The sequence below is a fragment of the Beijerinckia mobilis genome, assembly GCF_000745425.1.
Taxonomy (GTDB): Bacteria; Pseudomonadota; Alphaproteobacteria; order Rhizobiales; family Beijerinckiaceae; genus Beijerinckia; species Beijerinckia mobilis.
Window position 1 is genome coordinate 92,368 of the sequence record NZ_KN050689.1, and the last position, 19,559, is coordinate 111,926.

A 19,559-nucleotide genomic window follows, 5' to 3' on the forward strand; every position below is an offset into this window, starting at 1 on the left:
TCGTGGTTTCGATCCACGCTCCCGCACGGGGAGCGACCTCCTGCTGATAACCCACTCTGATTGAAAAAGAAATCAGCCCAATAGCGCGAACCAATGAGCGGGCGCCCGCAATCGGTCGGCCGCATCCACCACTTATGAAAGAAATACATTTATTTCCAATGCGCTACAATTTGCGCGAACCTTCGCCGAGAGGCGGTCACGCTATGGGTTCGCGCGAGATCACGGCTCGCCAGAGACGGCAGTCTCAAACCTTTCGACACGTCTTCATCACCCGCCTTCATGGATCCAATCCTGAAGACGATGGTCGCGGTGCGCCCTGCCGGACTCTTCGGATTTTCTATACGATGAGCACGCCATTGAGATCGGCCGCGGGCTTGGCGCCGATATGTTCCACCCGGCGTTGCCAATTCGCGCCGAGGTAATAATAACGCAAACTGTCTGTATCCGGCTTGATCAACTTTTCGAGCCGCGCCTTGAGCAACGCCCATTGCGCCGGATCGACCTCGATCTCGAAGACCGAATATTGCACCCGCTGGCCATAATCCCGGCAGGCTTTGGCCACCCGCCGCAGACGGCCGGCGCCGCCTGGATCGCTAGTGCGTACATCATATGTCACGAGCACGAGCATGGATGCCTCCGATCCGCATCGATTATTTCCAGAACCACGGCGGATAGGCATCGAGATCACCGCGCAGATGCCGCGCGAGCATCTGCGCCTGCAGAAAAGGCACGAGCCCGAGCGGCGCCATTTCCTGCAGGAAAGGATGACGCCGCTCCTCCTTCTTGCGCTCCTGCCACGCGGTCAGCACGATTTTCCGCGCCGCGTCCGTCAGCACGACGGCGCCGCCATCGCGCGTCTCGAAATCAGCGGCACCGATCTGGCGGCGATTGATCAGCGACAGCACCAGCCGATCGGCGAAAACTGGCCGCAATTCCTCCATCATATCGAGCGCGAGGCTCGGCCGGCCCGGCCTGTCGCGATGCAGAAAGCCCACCGCCGGATCGAGCCCCACGCTTTCCGCGGCGCTGCGGCAATCGTGGGTCAGGAGCGTATACAGAAAGGAAAGCAGCGCATTCACCGCATCGAGCGGCGGCCTGCGTGAGCGCCCGTGAAAATGCAACTCCGGCTCATCCACGCGAATCAATGTATCGAAGACATCGAAATAGCAGAAGGCCGCCTCACCTTCCGCGCCGCGCAGGACATCAGCGCCCTCCTGTATGCGCGAGACCCTTTGCAGGATCGCGCCGAGCCTGTCGATCGCGCCCGCGAGCCGCGTTCTTTTCTCCGGCGCGATGGCATCGCCGTGATCACGCAGGCCGCGCTGGAGCACGGCGCGCTGATTGGCGATCTTGCCGAGCACGAAACTGCGCACGATCTCGTCCGGCGCATCGGAGGCGCGATATTGGGCGCGGCGCAGAAGGACATTGCCACTGACGGGACCTTCGACCCGCGCCTGAAAACGCCCCACGCGATCGAGCAGGACGAGCGTGATACCGGAAGCGGCGAGCGCCTGGATGAGCGGCGGCGACACGAGGATCGCGCCAAAAACAATCACCGATCCCAGCATGTGAAACGGAACGCGCGAACGCTCCGCGCCATCAATTTCGGCGACGAGATTTTCGCCATCCTTGCGCAAGGCCATGCCTTCCGTGGTGACGAACAGAGTGTTTAAAAGCTTCTTCATGGGCTCTCCCCGCGCATCCCAGCATCTCCACCGGGAGAATCCGCACCGTCGAGTGCCTCGCGGATCATCCTGTCGCGAAAGACCAGCGCCGATTGTCCCGAGGTTTTTGGCTGGCAGAGATCAAGCAGCGAGCAGGCGCGGCACCGCGCCGCCTGCCAGACGGCGGGAGGCGTGCGGCCGCAGGCAAACAAAGCCCGCAATTGCGCCGCCGTTGCCTCCGTCAGCTGCCGCAGCCCGGCATCGAAACATACGATGACGCGGCGCTTCGTCCCGGCATAGAACAAAGCCCCCTGCGGCACCGGCCGTCCGGTCATCTCTTCGAGACAAAACGCCTGGGCACAGAGCTGCACCTCGTCAGCGCGATGGTTTTTCGGCTTGCCGCGTTTGTATTCGACGGGAAAGGCCGTCTCGCCCGCCTCATCCTTGCGGAATTCGACGAGGTCGGCGATACCGGCAACACCAAGCCGTTTCGAGACGAGCGGCAGGCCGGTGACGCGGCGCAGCCCCTTCACCCGCCGCAATCCCGGCTCATGCACAGTCTCGTGCACCACGCGGCCTTCGGCGGTGAAGAAATTTTCCTCCCACGCCTGTTCGAGATGGATCAGCGCCGCCTGACGCAGACAATAGACTGCGTGCTGCATGGCCGAGAGAGGGATGGGATCATCGAGGCCACCCTCACCGGCCGGCACGCAGGCGGAAGCCGGCATGGCTTCCGCCCCGCTTTCGGGTTCCTGTCGCGGAGTCACAAGAGTTCGATGAGTTCGACGCCTTCGGGCAGGGTCTCGCGGTCGATCGCAATATGATAATCCTCGAAGGAGCGCGCCACCGGCCAATTGCCGGTGCGTTCATCCCCGATCGGGTGCTGCTCGCCTTTGTAGGCGCGCAGCGTCTTCACGCGATCGAACAATGTATGCGCCGGGGCATTGCCGAGCTGGCTCGCATGGCGGAACACGATCAGTTTTCGCGCCGTCATTTCGCCGCGCGCCGCCGAATGATCCTGATCGAACATATTGGTCAGCGCCTCAAAGAGCAGCGCGAGATCGCCCTCGGTAAAGCCGGTGCCCTTGACCGGATGGGCAGCGAGCGGCGCGGAAATGAAGCCATGGGCGCGGTAGAGCCCATAGGGCACGATATGTTTGCGGCCCATGGTGCGCGCGTCGCCGCGCTTTTCCTCGCCGGTATCGCCCTCTGCGCGTTCCTTCTTTTCCTGCTCGCTCGTCGCCGCCATGCGGGTGATCGAGATTTCGAGCGGCAGGATCGGCTCGGCCGATTGCGCGAAGGTGATCTGCACCGGCCCGCGCACCTGGCCGGCATTGATCTTGGTGGAGAGCACCGCGCCGAAGGTGCGGATGTCATAGAAATTATCGCACATGAAATCGCGAATCCGCGCCGCCTGTTCATCAGAATCCGGCGTCAAGGTCTTTGCCTTCTTCACCGTCTCGTCGCCGGGATATTCCCGCAGATAGGCTTCGCGATGTTTCTCGTTGAGGATCGCGCCTTCGGTAACATAGATTCGATAGCGCGGCGCGTCGGCTTTGGCGAGTTCGACATAATTGCGGATCTTGCGCTTCAGGCAGACATCGCTAACGAGGCCAAGACCGGTTTCGGGATCGATACGCGGCATGTTGCCGGCATCGGGATCACCATTCGGATTACCGTTCTTGACGTCGAAATAGAGGATGAATTCGTGACGCTTTGTCAGCGCGTCGGCGCGGCTTTCAGCCAATGTGTCGGCATGTGTCATTGGGTTCCATCCTCATTGTCACGATTGGCCTCTTCGCCGTTCTCATCCTTCTTCGCCTTGGCGAAACCCGCCGCGCGCTCATGATAATAGCCGATGGCGAAACGGCCCTGATCTTCCGCATGCAGGCTTTTGGGGAGATCGGGCGGCAGGTGATTGATGATCTCCTGCATATGCCCATCGATCCACAGGCCGCGACCCCGCTTGCGGGCATCAGCGATATGGGTGCGCGCGCCACGGATCAAAGTCGCGAAGACATGGGCGGGCGTCGAGGAGGCGGCATTGTAATAGCGGTCGGCGACGGAGGCGTTGACACGGCCGAGCGCGGCATATTGCGCCGCCTCTACCATGGCGAACAGCCGCCCGAGGTGATAGGCGGGGCTGGGATTGTCGGGATCAAGCGACACGGGCAGGGGCTCCTCGGGGTGAAAGCGATTGAGTGCGGCCTTGAGGACGGCAGCATGCCAGCCGAAACGCGCGAGATGCGGCGCGGCGCGCAGACGCATGAGCGCGGTGGCGAGCAAAGTGCGGGGATAGGCCGTGCCGGTGAGCACGGAGCGTAGAACTTCGCCCGCGAGATTTTTGGGAATATTGTCCCATTTCTCCTGCAAGGCGGTGGTTTTCAGCAAAAGCCGCTGCACCGAAGGCGGCCGCCCGCGCCAGGGCACGGGCTCTATGGCGAGATCTTCGGCATGTTTCGCAAGCGCCGCCTCGACCGCGCCGAATGTATCCTCCAGCCAGAAACGCACGCTGAGACGCGCGGCATTGGGCGAGAGGCCAAGGACATAAAAGCGGATTTGCGATTTCAGCGCCGGATCGAGCGTCTTGACGGCCCGGCCTTCGGCGAGGTCCTCTATCTTTTCGCGGACCCGCGCGGACTGGCCCTCCTCGCTCACGGCTTCGTCCGGCGCATGGTCATCAAAAGCACCAAGGAACATATCCTCGGCCTGTCGCGCCGCCTGTTCCGCTATGGCGGCGTCGAGCGCCGAGGCATCGGCCCAGAAGGCGACGGTGGCATCGCCCACCCGCAGGCGATGGCGCCCGCCGCGCGCAAGCAACGTATTCAGCGCCGCGCCATAACGGAAGGCGGCCGCTTCGGATGTCGGCGCATTGTAACCCTGCTCCTTGCCGTAAGAGGTAAAGGCATCGACATTGAAGGAAACCAGCGGCACTTCCGCCGAGGCGGTGTCATCCACGCCCTTGATTTTGGGATGCAGGCGCACCAGCGGGCCGTTACGACCGCTGATGAGACAGAAACCTTCGGCAGGCGCATCGGCAGCTGCCTGTTTGCGGGTGCGTTTCGGAGCATCCTGTGATGCAGGCGCAATCTCATCCGCCGGTTTCTTCGATCGCAATCGATCCACATGGGCGCGCGCGGCCGGACGTTCATGCAGCAGGCAATCATCGCCCCTCAATTGAAAGGCGAGATTGACCGCGAGTTCCTTCTCGCCACGTTTCAGTTCATCGATCCGCTCCGGCGTCCATTGCTGTAGAAACAGCACCAGCGCATGCAGCCCTGCATCCGTTTCCCCGGCGAGTTCGGCAAGATGCAATTCCTTGAAAGCCGCATGGTCGCGGATCGCCTTGGCCGGATTTTTGGGGCCGAAACCCAGCACATAAGCGGCATTGTCCCACAAAAAATAAGGCGTCGAGCCACTGCCCGAGCGGCCGAACCATTTGGGCACGCATTCGATGCGCGCCTTGCGGCCATCGAGCCAGCTCTTGGCCTCGCTCAATGTTCCATCCGCCCGCAATTCGAGGACGAGGCCGATCGGCTCGCGTGACCAGCCCGGCGCCACGGCATCGGGAATGCGATCGTAATAATGATCGAGCGCTTCGAGAATGCTCATGCGGCCAATCCACTCTCGGCAATACAGCGATTGACATCGAGGATCCCGTCCTGAAGCCGCGCGCGGAAGAAGCGGGACGTATTGTTATTGGCGAAGTCGATATCATGCAGCATCCAACCGAGATCGCGATCGCGTGAATCGGCCGGAAGTTCACAGACAGGCAGCGGCGCGCCCTCGGGGATCAGAGCAAAATCGGCGGCGAATTCCCGTGTGCCGAGGCAAGGATGGTGAAAATACTGGCCCTGTTCCGCGCGGCGGTTGAACATGGCGATATGTTTGGCGCCAAGGTCCTTTTCGCCCAGATCCTTATCCGGCGTGTTTTTGCCGGGATTGCCGGTCAGATCGAAATGCGCCTCGATAACATAGGCGACGTCAATCAGCAGCGTCGTCGCACGCTGTTGCCGGTTTGCCTGAATCTCGATTCCCATGCCGCCGAGTTCGCCCGAGCGCATGGCGCGCCCGGCAAGCGCGGCGCTTGCCTTGTCGCCGACCTCATTACGCCGGAAATTCTGAAACCGGATCGGTTTCAGAACATGGATGCGATCGACGCGCCAGACGATCGCCGGTTTCCAATGGATCGCTTCGAGAATGCCGCGTGCGGCGGAAGGCGTCATGACATCATAGGAGACACGTTCCGCCTTCATTTCCGGGCGTGTGAAACAGGCCCGCGGCCCCCAGACATGGAGGCGCACTCCGTAAGGCATCAGATGACCTCGCAACAATGAATAAATACATTCAGGCAGGAAAAAGGCTTTTGATGAAAGTAATCTGCGGGATACCCTAAGAGAGAGTTAAAACATTCGTAGTGTTTTTGAAATTTATAGCCGCAAGCGCCACTCTGTCATCCGCCGAAGGAGAGAGGCAGAGCCAGCGAGACATCATCCCGCATACGTAAACGATGACCATGCGCCGTTTGGATATCATTTCCGTTACAAAATATTTTCCTCCGACCGTCGTAACAATGGCTCATTGAGCCGCACACCCAGCTTCGGGTCATAATGGGCAAGATCGGACAATTTCAGCATTGCGTCGCCGAATTCCTTGCGCACGGGAGTGAGGACGCCGCGCGCAAACCATTCGTCTCGCATCTTCTTCGGTATGCCGACCGTATAATTCTGCAGCCGCCGCAGATCGCCTTGCAGCGGTTTCTCCGCAAAAACCACACGGTCCAGCAAATCATCGACGAGGTGGTCCTGCGCATCCGCATGCCAGGGGACGATCACCGGCTCCATCACCTCTTCAATAAGGTGGAAAGATTCAGCGATGGATCTGAACGGCGCGCGGCCATTCTCTCCCTCGTTGATCGCCAGGAGCACGCCTTCGCACCCGTTGATCTTCGTCTTGTCGAACGACTCGATCCCCTTGCGGAAATAGAGCTCTTTGAAATAGGCGGCGATGGCTTCAAGCGAGAGAAGATCACCACCATGATCTTCCAGAAGGCTTCGCGCCGCCTCACGAAAAATCTTGAGTTCATGGGGTGGATTGTCGTCTTCCGGCTCGAACACGACGACGCGGCCGAGGACCGGCAGCAATTCGCCCTCGCGATTGCAGCGCCCAGCCGCCTGAAAAATGGAATCGAGCCCAGCCCAGGCGCGCCAGATTTCAGGAAAGGAAATATCGACGCCCGCCTCGATCAGGCTGGTGGCAACGAGACGCACGGGCCTGCCGTCATCGAGATCACGGCGCAACCCGGCCAACACGGCACGGCGATGCGCCGGACACATGAGCGTCGTCAGATGCGCCGCGCCGGGCATATGCTCGATAAGGGCAAACAGATCCTGCGCATGTCTGCGGCTGTTGACGATGCACAGCATCCGTTCCTTTTCCGCAAAACGCGCGGCAATTTCCTCATTGGTGGTCACGCCTGCGCGGATTTCGGCGCACGTGCGTTTGAGTGCGGTGTGTAAATGACGCGGATCGGGTGCGAGTTCGTTTTCGTCCGCAATCGCAAGCCCGTAACATTCCTTCGCGCCATCATTTTTGCGCCTTTGCAGCCCTGCATCCTGTTTGCGCCACGCAGGCCGCGTCGCCGTACACAGAACCACGCTCGCATCATAATTGCGCACGAGTTCGTCGAGCGCCGCGAGGCAGGGCAGAAGCACATGCTGCGGCAAGGTCTGCGCCTCATCGAGCACGATGACAGCATTGGTGAGATTATGCAGCTTGCGGCAGGCGGACGTCCTGTTGGCGAAAAGACTTTCGAAAAACTGGACGGCGGTGGTGACGATGATCGGCGCATCCCAGTTCTCAGAGGCGCGGCGCAATCTTCCGAGTGCGCCGCCAAGGCCGCCATCACCGATCTTGCCGAAGCCCGGAGCACGCTCCCAATCGAAGCCCGAATGATGTTCCAGCACGATCGTCCGGTCATCGAGCGCCGTGCGAAAGACATCGACGGTCTGTTCGATGATCGATGTATAGGGAATGACATAAATGATGCGGCTGCGCTGGTGAATCGCGGCATGATTGAGCGCAAATGATAGCGAGGCGAGCGTCTTGCCGCCGCCGGTCGGCACCGTCAGCGTGAAAAAGCCTGGCGTCATCGCCGCCTTGCCGGTGACCGTCTGCAAAATGGCGGCGCGCAAATTGTTCAGATCGGATGCGTGCGCCTTTTGCTGCAACGCTTCCATATATGCGGCAAGCCGCGCAGCGAGTGCGGGAAAATCACCGTGGATTCCGCGTTCCACCCCGCCATACTGCATGAATTTTTCAGTTTCGAGGAAATCGGCATCGACGAGCGCGGAAAACAGCATGCGGGTGAGAAAGGCCTGCGTGAAGGCAGGCTGCTGCACGCCGGGGCGCTGCGACGGCAGGAACCGTGCTGTCGGCATCAGCGTCTTGCCTTCGGTGACCGGACCGGCATAAGCCTGCCAGCCCTCGTAATCCGGCACCTCTTTATAGTTGGCAGGATCGAGCCGCTCGTCGATACGGCCGGGATCATCGAGCCCGGCATGGTGCCCGGCGATTGCAGCGGCCAGCGCACGGCCGAGCCAGTTATTGACGCGCTTTACGATTTCGCGCGCACCGGCTGTCGAATGATCCGGGCCGTGTCTTTTTTCCTGCCCCTTCTCATCCTGCTCGGCGGCATGGCGGAGATAGTCCTGAAAGGCCTGCGAACATTTGCCGATATCATGCAATTGGCCAAGCAGATGGCCGAGCGCCGCACAGCCGAAGACGCCGGCAAATTCCTCGGCGCGCGCCGCCACCGCCGCAAGATGGTCGGCAAGCGGCTCCCAATCCTCGCACGGTCGATGCTTTTTCGTATGCGCGTAACGGAAAGGATGTCCATCAGCAGAAGATGATACCGCCATCACCATGCCCCGCGCGAGGAAGGCCACGCGAATCGCAGAGCGATCTCGGTATTCGCCCCAATTACAGAACGATAATGGCGTATCAGCTCCCTATTGCCTCGGCCATGGACAAAAAGTCCCATCCCCTCGGCATTTTGCCGGGTTTTCAGGCATCAGCGGGCATGGTAGTGCCAAAGAATCAGCCGGCCGCCACAAGTCTTGCCCTGAAAGTTTTGTGGTCCTTCCCCAATCCGGCTGCGCAAGCCTCAAGCCGGCCGCGCCAGCCCGCTGCTTCCGGAGACATTTGCAAGATGACGCAGACCTTTCTCGACAAATGCAAGGCAGAGGCGCAACCCTGGTTCGAGACCTTGCAGGACAAGATCATCCAGGCGTTCGAGACGATCGAAGCGGAAGCGCCCGGCCCCTTCCTCGACGGCGCCAAGCCCGAGCCCGGCCGGTTCCGCCGGCAGGCCTGGGTCCGCCAGAATCCCGAGGGCGGCGAGGGCGGCGGCGGTACCATGGCCCTGCTCTCCGGGCGCGTCTTCGAGAAGGCGGGCGTTCATGCCTCGACCGTCTTCGGCCGTTTCTCCTCGGAATTCGCCAATCAGATCCCCGGCGCGAGCGAGGATCCTCGTTTCTGGGCGTCAGGCCTGTCGCTCATCGTCCATCCGGTCAATCCCAATGTGCCGACGGTGCATATGAACACCCGTTTCGTCGTCACCTCCAAGGGCTGGTTCGGAGGCGGCGCGGATCTGACGCCGATGCTCGACAAGCGCCGCAATCAGACCGACAAGGACACAGTGGATTTTCACGCGGCCATGCATGCAGCTTGTGAGAAACACAAGGACGTCGCCGATTATCCGCACCTCAAGCAATGGTGCGACGAATATTTCTTTCTGAAACACCGCAACGAGCCGCGCGGCATTGGTGGTATTTTCTTCGATTATTTCGACGTCAAGGACGAGGCCGCCTTCACCGCCAATTTCACTTTCGCTCAGGAAGTCGGAAAATCCTTTCTCGCGATCTATCCGGAGATCGTGCGGCGCAATTTCGTCCTGCCCTGGACCGAGGCCGATCGCGACGAGCAATTGATCCGGCGCGGCCGCTATGTCGAATTCAATCTGCTTTACGATCGCGGAACGATCTTCGGCCTCAAGACCGGCGGCAATGTCGAGGCGATCCTGTCCTCGCTTCCCCCAGTCGTCAAATGGCCCTGAACCCATTGGCCCGGCACCAAATTCCGCTGCCGATTCGCGGCATGAGCCCCATCCCGCTGCGCTTACGCCTCCGGCATGGGGATCTTGTCCCGCAGTTTTTGTGCGGTTTTTGCAACAATTTTCATCTCTTTGGCGGAATGATTTGAAAATTCGCCCAAATCATCCATCATCCCGCGGCCTGTCCCTGCCGGTGCATCGGCCTTAGCGATGGGAGGGCGCAGGGGTCCGAACGAGAGGTCACAATCATGAATTTCGAGCCAGGCGATATCGTGCAATTGAAATCAGGCGGCCCGGCCATGACAGTATCGGGGACCGATACGGACGGCGTGCGCTGCGTCTGGTTCGCGGAAATCAGCGGCGAGGTCAAAACCAGCGTGATTCCGTCCATCTGCCTGGAATTGATCATCCTCGACGACGAAGAACTGGACGACGAAGAAATCGAGGAAGACGAACCTCTGCCGCTCCCTTCGGGCCGGCGGCGAAGGCAATAGGCTCCCCGCTTCCATGCAGAAAGCTTGAAATAGCCTTATCCTGGAAAAGTCTTGGAGCATCCCCTCAAGCGGCAGAAGCAGCGGGGTGCTCCAGCCAATGCCGCCAAACGCCAATCTTTCGCTCAAGCGCATCTCGCGTCCGAGCCGGATCCGGTGTTGCAATCCTGACCGCCTGGTCTTGAGGCTCAGGTTTCATCGAATATAGCGATGCTTTCCGCCACGGCTGGCCCCGTTTGGCCGAATGTCCAGAATTTATGCGCGCCGAAGCTCCAGAACATGACGATGAGCGTGGTAACGAGTTGCGCCGCCAGATAGGGAATGCTCAGACCCCTGACGAAGCCGAGCATCAAAATCCAGGTCAGACAGAAACCAACGCCGGCCACGACGGCGAAACGCCAGACCGCTTCGGCGTGGGAGCGGTCGGACTGAAAGGTATGGCGCCGGTTCAGCCAATAAGAGCAAAAGCCGCCACCACAATAACCGGCGAGCGCCGCGAGAATGACATCGACATGCGCGGCTTCGACGAGGCCGATCAACAGGCTGTAATGAATAACAACCGCGCAGAGACCCACGCCGATGAAGGTTGTAAATTGCCGCAACGAAGCCTTCATTCCGCTTCCATCTCCACCATCACGACGCAAATGCAACGCCTGGAACGGCTTTTTCCGGTAAAATGGAGCGGTCAGGCGCCATTCGCAACGTTCCAGCACGCCCGGCAGGCGCGAATCACCCGCGCATTCGCGAGCGATTGCCCTGAGCTTCTAGGCGAAGCGCATGGCGTTATTCTGGTGGTCTGTTCCTGAACCCTGCCTGTCTTACGTGCAGGGTCCTCTCCGTCCGGCGTCGCAAACCGCCACCGCACTGTCTGGTATTTTGAATACACCGGCGAAAAAAATCGATCGCGGCCGAGACTATTCCTTGTCACCAATTGACAGTGTGGCAAAACAGGCGTGGCCTTTGCCCGCCGTTGAAGCCGGATTCCTTTTGGCATGGAGAATCCGGTCTCTCGAATGATGGTTTTTCCTGAAATGGCGCAGATTCGAGGCAGGAAACGGGGACGCCGCGGCGACCCTTGCTCATAATCACGCTTGAGCCCTGTCCGGATCGGACAGGAGTGAACGGCAAGGAGTGCAAAACATGTTTAGCAAGATTCTTTCCAAGATTTCCCTCATGACCGTTTTCGGCCTTGGTGGTATTGCCGCGGCGCTTGCCCCCGCGGCCGCCCAGCAGCCGCAGCAGGGCCTGCTCGAAGTCGGCGTTCTCGAATGCAATATTTCTCCCGGCGTCGGCTTCGTCATTACCGCCAACCGGGCTCTGTCCTGCTCCTTCCGCCCGCACCGCCACCGTCTGCCGGTCGAAAACTACACCGGCACCATCCGCAATTTCGGCCTTGATATTGGCGCGACCGGCCCCGGCCGCCTGATCTGGACCGTCATTTCGACCACTGGTCCGATCAAGCAGCGCTATCCCCTGGCGGGCACTTTCACCGGCGCGGTCGGCAGCTTCGCGATCGGCGGCGGCATCGGCGCCAATGCGCTCGTCGGCGGCAATGCCAATTCCTTCACTCTGCAGCCGGTGTCCCTCACCGCTCAGAGCGGCCTGAGCCTCGCCGCCGGCATCGGCACGCTGACGCTCGAGCCGGTTCCGACCTCCGCCAAGTAATCTGCCCCGTCATCCCCAAAGCAATCCCGATCCTTCCGAGCGTCGACCCCGAAACGGATCCGCGCAGCGGGAGCAGGATCGCTTTGGAAAAACAAAGCAACTATATGAGGGCCGGCAGACAGCCGGCCCTTTGCATTGGTAATATCCGGCTGGCCGATGCGCGCCGGTGCAAGCCCCACCCGCCACCGATGCTGCACCGATCTTGCTTCGCACCCGCCGATCATTCGGGCCGGATCGGAGCCAAGGCCGGTTCGCTTCATCGATCACGGGTCGACCAGGTCGAGCACCGCATCCATCCGAGCATTTTCCGATAAATTCCAAAAATGCTCGTTTTTTAGCGGGGCGTTTCTGGATAAATCCGAAACGCTCTAAACCCCATCAGCAAACCCGAGGCCTTCATGTCCGATCCCTCCGCGTCCGCCACCGAAACCCTCCACGCGCGGATCCTCATCATCGGCTCGGGGCCTGCGGGCTATACAACGGCGATCTACGCCGCCCGCGCGATGCTCGAACCGGTGTTGATTTCCGGCATCGAAATGGGCGGCCAGCTGATGATCACCACCGATGTCGAGAATTATCCGGGCTTCGCCGAGCCGATCCAGGGCCCTTGGCTGATGGAACAGATGCGGGCCCAGGCCGAACATATGGGCACGCGGCTCGTTTCTGATCATATCGTCTCTGTCGAGCTCGGGCAGCGCCCGTTCCGTCTCTTCGGCGACAGCGGCACGCTTTATATGGCCGATTGTCTCGTCATCGCCACCGGCGCCAAGGCGAAATGGCTCGGCCTGCCTTCGGAGGAAACCTTCAAGGGCTATGGCGTCTCGGCATGCGCCACCTGTGACGGATTCTTCTATCGCGGCAAGGAGGTGATTGTCGTCGGTGGCGGCAATACCGCCGTCGAGGAGGCGCTCTATCTCAGCAATCTCGCCAGCAAGGTCACGATCATCCATCGCGGCGAACGGTTCCGCGCCGAGCGCATCCTGCAGGAGCGGCTGTTCAAACAGCCGAATGTCGAGGTCCTGTTCAATCACACGCTGGAGGAGATTTGCGGCACGCCACAGCCGCCGAACGTGACCCATGTGCAGCTCAAAAATGTCCAGACCGGCGCCATAACGGCACGCGACACCCATGGCGTCTTCATCGCCATCGGCCATCATCCGGCCTCGGAACTCTTCTCGGGCCAACTCACCATGAAGACGGGCGGCTATATCTGGACGGCAGCCGATTCCACCGCCACCAATATTCCCGGCGTCTTCGCCGCCGGAGACGTGACGGATGATGTCTATCGCCAGGCGGTGACTGCCGCCGGAATGGGCTGCATGGCCGCGCTTGAAGCCGAACGCTGGCTCTTGGCAGAGGGCGAATTGCAACCGGCAGCGGCGGAATAAGCAAGCCTGCGACTGATTCGCCGTCCGGCCTCCACGCGCCTGGACCCTGTGTCACCGGAGCCCTGTTCGGCCATCGCCTGGCTGACGGGCCGGGATGCGGCCGCATATCCCGCCTGAAGGAAGGAATCCACCGCCTAAAATCCCGAAACAAGCCGCCTCGCATGGTCAAGCTCGCGCCTCTTCTCTTTCTTCCTCCGTCAAGCCTGCTATTGTCCGCCTGAAAAAAGCGGTCATGACCGGAACGGAAAAACAGGGGGGAAAGACTGGTGGATTGGGACAAGCTGCGCATCTTTCACGCGGCGGCAAAGGTCGGCTCCTTCACCCATGCGGGAGCCATGCTGGGGCTCAGCCAGTCCGCGGTCAGCCGACAGGTCAGCGCGCTCGAAGCCGACCTGCAAGTGCCGCTGTTTCACCGCCACGCGCGCGGCCTCATCCTGACGGAACAGGGCGAGGTCCTCTACCGGACGGTGCAGGATGTGATGGCCAAGCTCGACCAGGCCAAAACGCGGTTGAGCGAAAGCCGCGAACGGCCGAATGGCGATTTGCGCATTACCACCAATGTCGCCATCGGCACCGGCTGGCTGACACCACGCCTCGGCGAATTTCTCGATCTCTATCCCGAGATCCGGCTGCACCTCATCCTGACCGACGAGGAACTCGATCTCGGCATGCGCGCGGCCGATGTCGCCCTGCGTTTGCGTGAACCGATCCAGCCCGATCTCATCCGCCGCCGCCTGTTCACGGTGCACTACCACCTTTATGCATCGGTGGATTATGTGAAAAGCCACGGCCAGCCGCGCACCATCGAGGATCTCGATCATCACCGGCTGATTTCCTATGATGTCACCACCAGCGCGGCGAGCTATCTCGATGATCTCAACGCGCCCCTGCATATCGGGCGCGATGCCAAACATCCCCGCGTCTCGGCGCTCGCCGTCACCAATATCATCGCCTTGCAGAAAGCCGTTCTCGAAGGCGTCGGCATCGGTGTCCTGCCGGATTATCTGCGCACCAACCAGATCGTGCAGATTCTGACCGATGCGGTGACGCCGGAACTCGAATGCTACCTCGTCTATCCCGAGGAAATGAAAAGCGTCGCCCGCATCCAGGTGTTTCGCGATTTTCTCGTCTCAAGCGCACAGAGATGGAATTTCTAGAGCGTTTTGGATATATCCAGCAACGCTTCAGTCAACAACTGGAGCCCTTTCAAAACAAGGGAATCACTAGATAATTCAACATTATCGGGAAAAGGCTCCAATGATTCCATCGTCGCTCATTCTCTACGATCTCGCCGGCGCTGATCCGGCCCTGCGTTTCAGCCCGTTCTGCTGGAAAATCCGCATGGCACTGGCACATAAGGGGCTCGATGTGACGACCCTGCCCTGGCGCTTCATCGAGAAGGAAGCGATCGCGGCCTCGCAACAGGAGCGGGTTCCAGTGCTCGTCGATGGCGAGGAATGGATTGCCGATTCCTGGCGCATCGCGTTGCATCTCGAAAAGAAATATGCCGACCGCCCGAGCCTGTTCGGCGCGCCACAGGCCATTCCGCTGACCCGTTTCTTCAACACCTATGCCGACACTGTCCTTGCGCCGGCTATAGGTCCCCTGGTCCTTCTCGATATCGCAGCCTGTCTCGATGATCCCAATCGCGCCTATTTCCGCGCGACGCGGGAGAAATTCTTCGGCCGCACATTGGAGGAACTCGTTGCGGACAAAGAAGCCCACCGCGCCACGCTGACGCGGGTGTTGGCGCCGCTCAACCGCACGCTGACGGACCAGCCGTTCTTTGCCGGTGAGGAGCCGGCCTATGCTGATTATTGTCTGTTCGGCATGTTCATGTGGGCACGTTGCGTGAGCCCGCAGGAATTGCTCACGGAACAAGAGGCGCTGCATGGCTGGCGCGCGCGGCTGCTCGACCGTTTCGACGGTCTCGCCGGCAAGGCCTGCCGGATCGGCGGGTAGATCAATCCTCGTCGGATATGGTTCAATACGGATCGGCGCGAGGCCATGGCCTCGCGCCGAATCTCGTTGGTCATCACACAGGCTGTGACCAACGAAACTTGCCGGGAGGCTGTCATCCCTCCCGCGCGAGGCGCGCTCAAAGGCTCGCAGTGCTCACTTCAGGATTGGCAAGGGAAGGCACACGGCCTTTGTGGCCGAAATTGATGAGCCGCGCCTCGGACAGATGGATGCGGCCGAAAATCTGGCTTTTGATGCAGAAGACGGCGAGCGCCGATCCGCCGAAGGGGCCGATGATATAGATCCAGAAGTCGCTCCACTGAGCCGAAAAGACGGCCGGCGCGAAGCTGCGGGCAAGATTGACGCTATTGCCGGACAGCCATGCCGTCAGCGGATTCATCACCAGAAAGAACAGCCCTCCGGCCCAGGGTGTCAGCCAGCGCATTTCCTTATGAGAGGCGAGCCAGTAGAGCATGCCGATCAAAAGCGCCGTCACGAAGAATTCCGAGAACAGCGGCAGCAACACACTGACGGCAGGATTGGGTATGGTCGCGGCAAAGCTCGCTTCCTCCGCCCAATGGCCCCAAATCCCCACCGCATCGCCGAACAGGGAAACGAGCAGGGTGCCTTCGATCGCGCCCATGATCTGGGCAACGAAATAACCGAGCGCATCGAGCCAGACGAGTTTGCCCGCCAGTAGAAAAGCGAGGGTGACAGACGGATTGATATGCGCTCCGCTCACCTTGCCGAAAGGCGAATAGGCGGCGATCGACCCGGAAAGGCCGAAAAACAGGCCGCAAAGCGCGATTTGCAGGTGCGGCCATGCTCTCAGCACGTCAGCAACCGGACTTCCCGGTGCGGTCAGCAGTGTGACGGAGCTGATGCCGAAGATCATCAGAATCGCCGTGGCAAGGCTCTCACAAATATAGAGCTTGAAATGGAACGGCCGCTCGGGCGCCGGCTCGCCTGCCAGAGGCCGGTCACGAAATTGCAGCGGCAGATGAAAATGCGGAAGATGCAGGTGAGGAGCACGCACGAGCGCATTCCCAAACAAGAATTGCCAGAAGAATCCGGGAGAGACCGGACATGCGAATCCGGCGGGCGGACGCGAAGTCGAGGCACACCGAGCCGCCATCGCCTTGGGGTCCCACAGCGGGTGAATGCCGGGTGAAGCCCCGAAAGGATGTGGATGCGGCGGAAGGCAGCATCAGCGATCCGGGATGAACATCTCATGACCGCGCTGCAGCATTGCCTGAAAATATCTCCTCGCAATGACGAGATCATCAAGGCAATGGCGGAACGCCTGTGCTCTCTCCAGCCGCATCTTCACGCAATAAAATTCTTTATTTTCAGAGAATTGTAGGTGTGCCGCAAGGCAACGTCATCGCAACGGGCTCGAAGCATCGTCAGCTTCGTGCGCGCAAAAAGGCACGGATAGGTTCAAGAGATCGTGACGAGCCGCAGCACCGTTTCAAGCGTCGCGCAGCTTTCATCCTCCAAAGTCGAGACGGTGCCGCGCAGGATCAACCGGGCCGGTTCGCTTTCGCGCCGGAGAACGAGAGACAGACGGTAGGTTTCATCCATCCGCCATTCACGGCGGCTCTCGAAGGTCTGGCTCTCATGGACCGGCAGGAGCGCCGCTCCAGTGTGCTCCTCAGTGTTTTGCCCGGAGCCGATGAGGCGGAGGATAGCGCCGCGCGGGACGGGGCCGGTCAACCAGGTGAAGGGGAAGGAAAAGGGCACGCGGTCGATCGGGCCGGTCCAGCCGGTCGCCCGCGCGAAGGCCTCGACCTCGGCGCGGCCGGTCCGCACCGCATAAGGGTCGAGTTGAAGTTCGCACTCAGGGAAGAGGGGCGCGGCTGCAGCCATCTCAAGCCGCCGTAATTTCGCCTGTCCCGGCTCCCGGTCCCCCGGCCTTGCGCACCACGAGGGTCGCATTGATGCCACCGAAGGCGAAGGAATTGGACAAAGCCACCCGGATCGGCATGGCGCGCGCCTCGTTGGGAATGGCATCGACCGGACATTTTTCATCCGGCTCACGGAAATTGATCGTCGGCGGCGCAATATCTTCACGCATCGCATTGACGGTCACGATCAGTTCCAGCGCGCCACCCGCGCCAAGACCATGGCCATGGATCGGCTTGGTGGAGGAAATCGGCGGTTTTTTCTCTCCGAAAATAATGCCGAGCGCCTCGGCCTCATTGGTGTCGTTGATGAAAGTGCCGGTGCCATGCGCATTGATGTAATCGACGCTGTCCGGTGCGATGCCCGCATCCTGCAGCGCCAGAGCCATCGAGGCGGCGGCCCCCTGCGGATCGGAGCGCACGTGATCCTTGGCATCTGTCGAGGTGCCATAGCCGGCGAGTTCGGCGAGCGCCAATGCGCCGCGCTGACGCGCCACGTCCTCCGCCTCCAGAATGAAGACGCCGGAACCGGCGCCGAGCACCATGCCGTTGCGACCCTTGGAAAACGGGCGGCAGAAATCCGGCGTCAGCACCCGCAAGGCTTCCCAGGCGAGCAGCGAGGAATTGGTCAGACAATCCTCGGTGCCGCCGACGATCGCACGATCGACAAGGCCCGCGCGGATCATATGGGCGCCGATGCCGATCGCCTGACTCGCCGAGGAACAGGCGCTGGCCACGGCAAAGCTCGGTCCCGTCGCCCCGTAGCGGATGCTGACATGGGCGGGACAGGAGCTTGGAATCAGTTTCGGCACGGTCAGCGGATAGGGCCGACCCTGTTCGATCAGGGCCAGATGCAGACCATTCTCAAGCGTATGCATCCCGCCGATGCCGGTGCCGATGATCGTTGCGGTGCGCGGTCCCTGCCGCTCTGTGCGGTCGAGCCCTGCCTGGGCCATGGCCTCGTCGGCCGCGACCAGCAAATATTGCGTCACCGGATCGCAGAGCGGCAGCACATCCTTGGAGAGATGCTCTTCCGGCACGAAATCCTTCACCTGGGCACTTTGGCGGATGCGTCCGCGATAGGGCCGCACGAATTGCGTCTCGGCAATGCAGCTGCGCCCTTCACGTGCCGCCTGCCAGAGCGCCGTAGCACCGACGCCGGCGGCCGAGACCGCCCCCATGCCGGTGACGACAACGCGTCTGTCGCCCGGCGCCCGCACCCCGTTGTTTCCTCCGGCCCCGTTCATTCCGCCTTCTTTGGTCATTCGGTCTTGGACTTTTCCTTGATGATATAGGCCGCGATCGCGTCGATCAGGCCCTTGACGTCGCCCGCTTCATGAAACGGCGCGTCCATGGGAATATAGACGTCGAATTTTTCCTCGATCGCCGTGAGGATCATCACGATATCGACCGATTTCAGGTCGAGGCTCTCGATCGTCGCATCGAGCGTGACCTTTTCACGATCGACCATCCCCTCGCTGACGATCACCTCGAGAATCTGATTGACGAGTTCGGTTTGATCGAGAACGTTCGGCTCCACCGAGGACTCCCCCTAACGCAAGCAATGGCATTCGTGCCACCAATGGCACCCTACAGCATCAAACTGGAAAGTGGAGACCACTCTTCGGGCAGGTTCGATGCATTGACAAAAACTGGAGAGTATAGCCCCCAGCCCGGGCTCCCGCGCGCTGAACCATCAGCCACGGGGCGGCATGGCCTTCCCCTCGCCGCAGCACAGCTTCGCCGCCAGCGCAACGGCTGAGCCCCGAAACCTGTCTCTGGAGCGGTTCGGAAACATCCGAACTGCTCCAGGAGCCGCTTGAAGGCTCCGGCGGGGCAGGGAAATCACGCCGCCATCCGGTGCTTGCATGAACAGCGGTCCCTGCGAAACTGCTCTTGCTTCGGCTTATCGTTTTTATCGCCCGGGGCCAAGGCAAAAATCCCGGCGCCTCCGCCACACCGGGCCTTTGCCGATTCTCGCCTAGGCTAAGGGCAGGCGCCGGATCCTGAGCGATTAGGCTTACGCTGAAATAGGATCGGGTGCTTAAAATCACGGTTCCAAAAGGGGACTCCGGAGCGACGCTGCAATCGCTGCGCGACGGTTCTTCCCTCAAGGTTTCGATCCACGCTCCCGCACGGGGAGCGACCTTCATTGACGCTAGCGCGGCATTGCAAGTGCCGGTTTCGATCCACGCTCCCGCACGGGGAGCGACTCGTTCAACGATGGACTCCACGACCATCGTGGGGCGGTTTCGATCCACGCTCCCGCACGGGGAGCGACGACGTCAAAGATATTTCCAGAGCTACAGCGACCGTTTCGATCCACGCTCCCGCACGGGGAGCGACGAGTTCGAACCATTGCCAGCGCCACCGGG

General features: G+C 60.8%; 19 protein-coding genes and 1 CRISPR repeat array (1 of these 20 running past the window's edge). Of the genes, 7 read left to right on the forward strand and 12 right to left on the reverse strand.

What is annotated here, in order from left to right; genetic code table 11:
* Window positions 1–337: 337 nt before the first annotated feature.
* The 7 genes from cas2 to DL88_RS18705 form a co-directional block, all read right to left on the reverse strand.
* Complete coding sequence (cas2, locus tag DL88_RS18675; protein WP_034999596.1) at window positions 338–628, reverse strand: CRISPR-associated endonuclease Cas2; 291 nt, start codon at window positions 626–628, stop codon at window positions 338–340.
* A gap of 22 nt (window positions 629–650) precedes the next feature.
* On the reverse strand, window positions 651–1,685 hold the full coding sequence (gene cas1c / locus DL88_RS18680) for a type I-C CRISPR-associated endonuclease Cas1c (protein WP_034999598.1): 1,035 nt from the start codon (window positions 1,683–1,685) through the stop codon (window positions 651–653).
* Window positions 1,682–2,392 carry a CRISPR-associated protein Cas4 gene (gene cas4, locus DL88_RS18685; RefSeq protein WP_034999788.1) on the reverse strand — a complete coding sequence of 237 codons (711 nt, stop codon included), beginning with the start codon at window positions 2,390–2,392 and terminating at the stop codon, window positions 1,682–1,684. The genes cas1c and cas4 overlap by 4 nt, the downstream gene beginning before the upstream one ends.
* 35 nt (window positions 2,393–2,427) lie before the next feature.
* Window positions 2,428–3,429 carry a type I-C CRISPR-associated protein Cas7/Csd2 gene (cas7c, locus tag DL88_RS18690; protein ID WP_051956170.1) on the reverse strand — a complete coding sequence of 334 codons (1,002 nt, stop codon included), beginning with the start codon at window positions 3,427–3,429 and terminating at the stop codon, window positions 2,428–2,430.
* Window positions 3,426–5,276 (reverse strand): type I-C CRISPR-associated protein Cas8c/Csd1, encoded by a 1,851-nt coding sequence (gene cas8c / locus DL88_RS18695; RefSeq protein ID WP_034999601.1) that lies wholly within the window; start codon window positions 5,274–5,276, stop codon window positions 3,426–3,428. Before cas8c ends, cas7c begins: the two co-directional genes overlap by 4 nt.
* Window positions 5,273–5,980, reverse strand: a complete 708-nt coding sequence (cas5c, locus tag DL88_RS18700; RefSeq protein WP_034999602.1) for a type I-C CRISPR-associated protein Cas5c — start codon at window positions 5,978–5,980, stop codon at window positions 5,273–5,275. The genes cas8c and cas5c overlap by 4 nt, the downstream gene beginning before the upstream one ends.
* Before the next feature lie 225 nt (window positions 5,981–6,205).
* Entirely contained in the window at window positions 6,206–8,584 is a 2,379-nt protein-coding gene (locus tag DL88_RS18705) for a CRISPR-associated endonuclease Cas3'' (RefSeq protein ID WP_051956189.1), read from the reverse strand.
* Between the two features lie 290 nt (window positions 8,585–8,874).
* On the opposite strand from DL88_RS18705, the gene hemF reads away from it, so the two are divergent.
* On the forward strand, window positions 8,875–9,780 hold the full coding sequence (hemF, locus tag DL88_RS18710) for an oxygen-dependent coproporphyrinogen oxidase (RefSeq protein WP_034999794.1): 906 nt from the start codon (window positions 8,875–8,877) through the stop codon (window positions 9,778–9,780).
* A 245-nt stretch (window positions 9,781–10,025) separates the two neighbouring features.
* The gene (locus tag DL88_RS18715) at window positions 10,026–10,271 is read left to right on the forward strand and encodes a YodC family protein (RefSeq protein WP_051956171.1); all 246 of its coding nucleotides are present in this window, start codon (window positions 10,026–10,028) and stop codon (window positions 10,269–10,271) included.
* A 185-nt stretch (window positions 10,272–10,456) separates the two neighbouring features.
* Here DL88_RS18715 and DL88_RS18720 read toward each other — a convergent pair whose 3' ends face one another.
* Complete coding sequence (locus tag DL88_RS18720; RefSeq protein WP_051956172.1) at window positions 10,457–10,882, reverse strand: GtrA family protein; 426 nt, start codon at window positions 10,880–10,882, stop codon at window positions 10,457–10,459.
* Window positions 10,883–11,408: 526 nt separating this feature from the next.
* On the opposite strand from DL88_RS18720, the gene DL88_RS18725 reads away from it, so the two are divergent.
* From DL88_RS18725 to DL88_RS18745, 4 genes are all read left to right on the forward strand, one after another.
* Window positions 11,409–11,933 carry a DUF992 domain-containing protein gene (locus tag DL88_RS18725; protein WP_034999605.1) on the forward strand — a complete coding sequence of 175 codons (525 nt, stop codon included), beginning with the start codon at window positions 11,409–11,411 and terminating at the stop codon, window positions 11,931–11,933.
* Between the two features lie 398 nt (window positions 11,934–12,331).
* Window positions 12,332–13,321 (forward strand): thioredoxin-disulfide reductase, encoded by a 990-nt coding sequence (gene trxB / locus DL88_RS18735; protein WP_034999611.1) that lies wholly within the window; start codon window positions 12,332–12,334, stop codon window positions 13,319–13,321.
* 266 nt (window positions 13,322–13,587) lie between these two features.
* Window positions 13,588–14,478: a LysR family transcriptional regulator gene (locus DL88_RS18740; RefSeq protein ID WP_034999613.1), complete on the forward strand. Its 891-nt coding sequence runs from the start codon at window positions 13,588–13,590 to the stop codon at window positions 14,476–14,478.
* A 100-nt stretch (window positions 14,479–14,578) separates the two neighbouring features.
* The gene (locus DL88_RS18745) at window positions 14,579–15,283 is read left to right on the forward strand and encodes a glutathione S-transferase family protein (protein WP_051956173.1); all 705 of its coding nucleotides are present in this window, start codon (window positions 14,579–14,581) and stop codon (window positions 15,281–15,283) included.
* A 136-nt stretch (window positions 15,284–15,419) separates the two neighbouring features.
* Here DL88_RS18745 and DL88_RS18750 read toward each other — a convergent pair whose 3' ends face one another.
* The gene (locus tag DL88_RS18750) at window positions 15,420–16,316 is read right to left on the reverse strand and encodes an MIP/aquaporin family protein (protein ID WP_034999800.1); all 897 of its coding nucleotides are present in this window, start codon (window positions 16,314–16,316) and stop codon (window positions 15,420–15,422) included.
* A 195-nt stretch (window positions 16,317–16,511) separates the two neighbouring features.
* Here DL88_RS18750 and DL88_RS20995 point away from each other — a divergent pair, with 195 nt between their 5' ends.
* Complete coding sequence (locus DL88_RS20995; protein ID WP_280949217.1) at window positions 16,512–16,643, forward strand: hypothetical protein; 132 nt, start codon at window positions 16,512–16,514, stop codon at window positions 16,641–16,643.
* A gap of 77 nt (window positions 16,644–16,720) precedes the next feature.
* On the opposite strand, the gene DL88_RS18755 is transcribed toward DL88_RS20995, so the two are convergent.
* The 3 genes from DL88_RS18755 to DL88_RS18765 are packed head-to-tail and all read right to left on the reverse strand — an operon-like array spanning window position 16,721 to window position 18,724.
* On the reverse strand, window positions 16,721–17,149 hold the full coding sequence (locus tag DL88_RS18755) for a hypothetical protein (protein ID WP_034999617.1): 429 nt from the start codon (window positions 17,147–17,149) through the stop codon (window positions 16,721–16,723).
* 1 nt (window position 17,150) lies between these two features.
* Complete coding sequence (locus DL88_RS18760) at window positions 17,151–18,449, reverse strand: beta-ketoacyl-[acyl-carrier-protein] synthase family protein (protein WP_084705296.1); 1,299 nt, start codon at window positions 18,447–18,449, stop codon at window positions 17,151–17,153.
* Entirely contained in the window at window positions 18,446–18,724 is a 279-nt protein-coding gene (locus tag DL88_RS18765) for an acyl carrier protein (RefSeq protein ID WP_034999620.1), read from the reverse strand. The genes DL88_RS18760 and DL88_RS18765 overlap by 4 nt, the downstream gene beginning before the upstream one ends.
* A 575-nt stretch (window positions 18,725–19,299) precedes the next feature.
* Window positions 19,300–19,559: direct repeats of the CRISPR family, unit length 32 nt; unit sequence GTTTCGATCCACGCTCCCGCACGGGGAGCGAC; it runs 373 nt beyond the window's last position.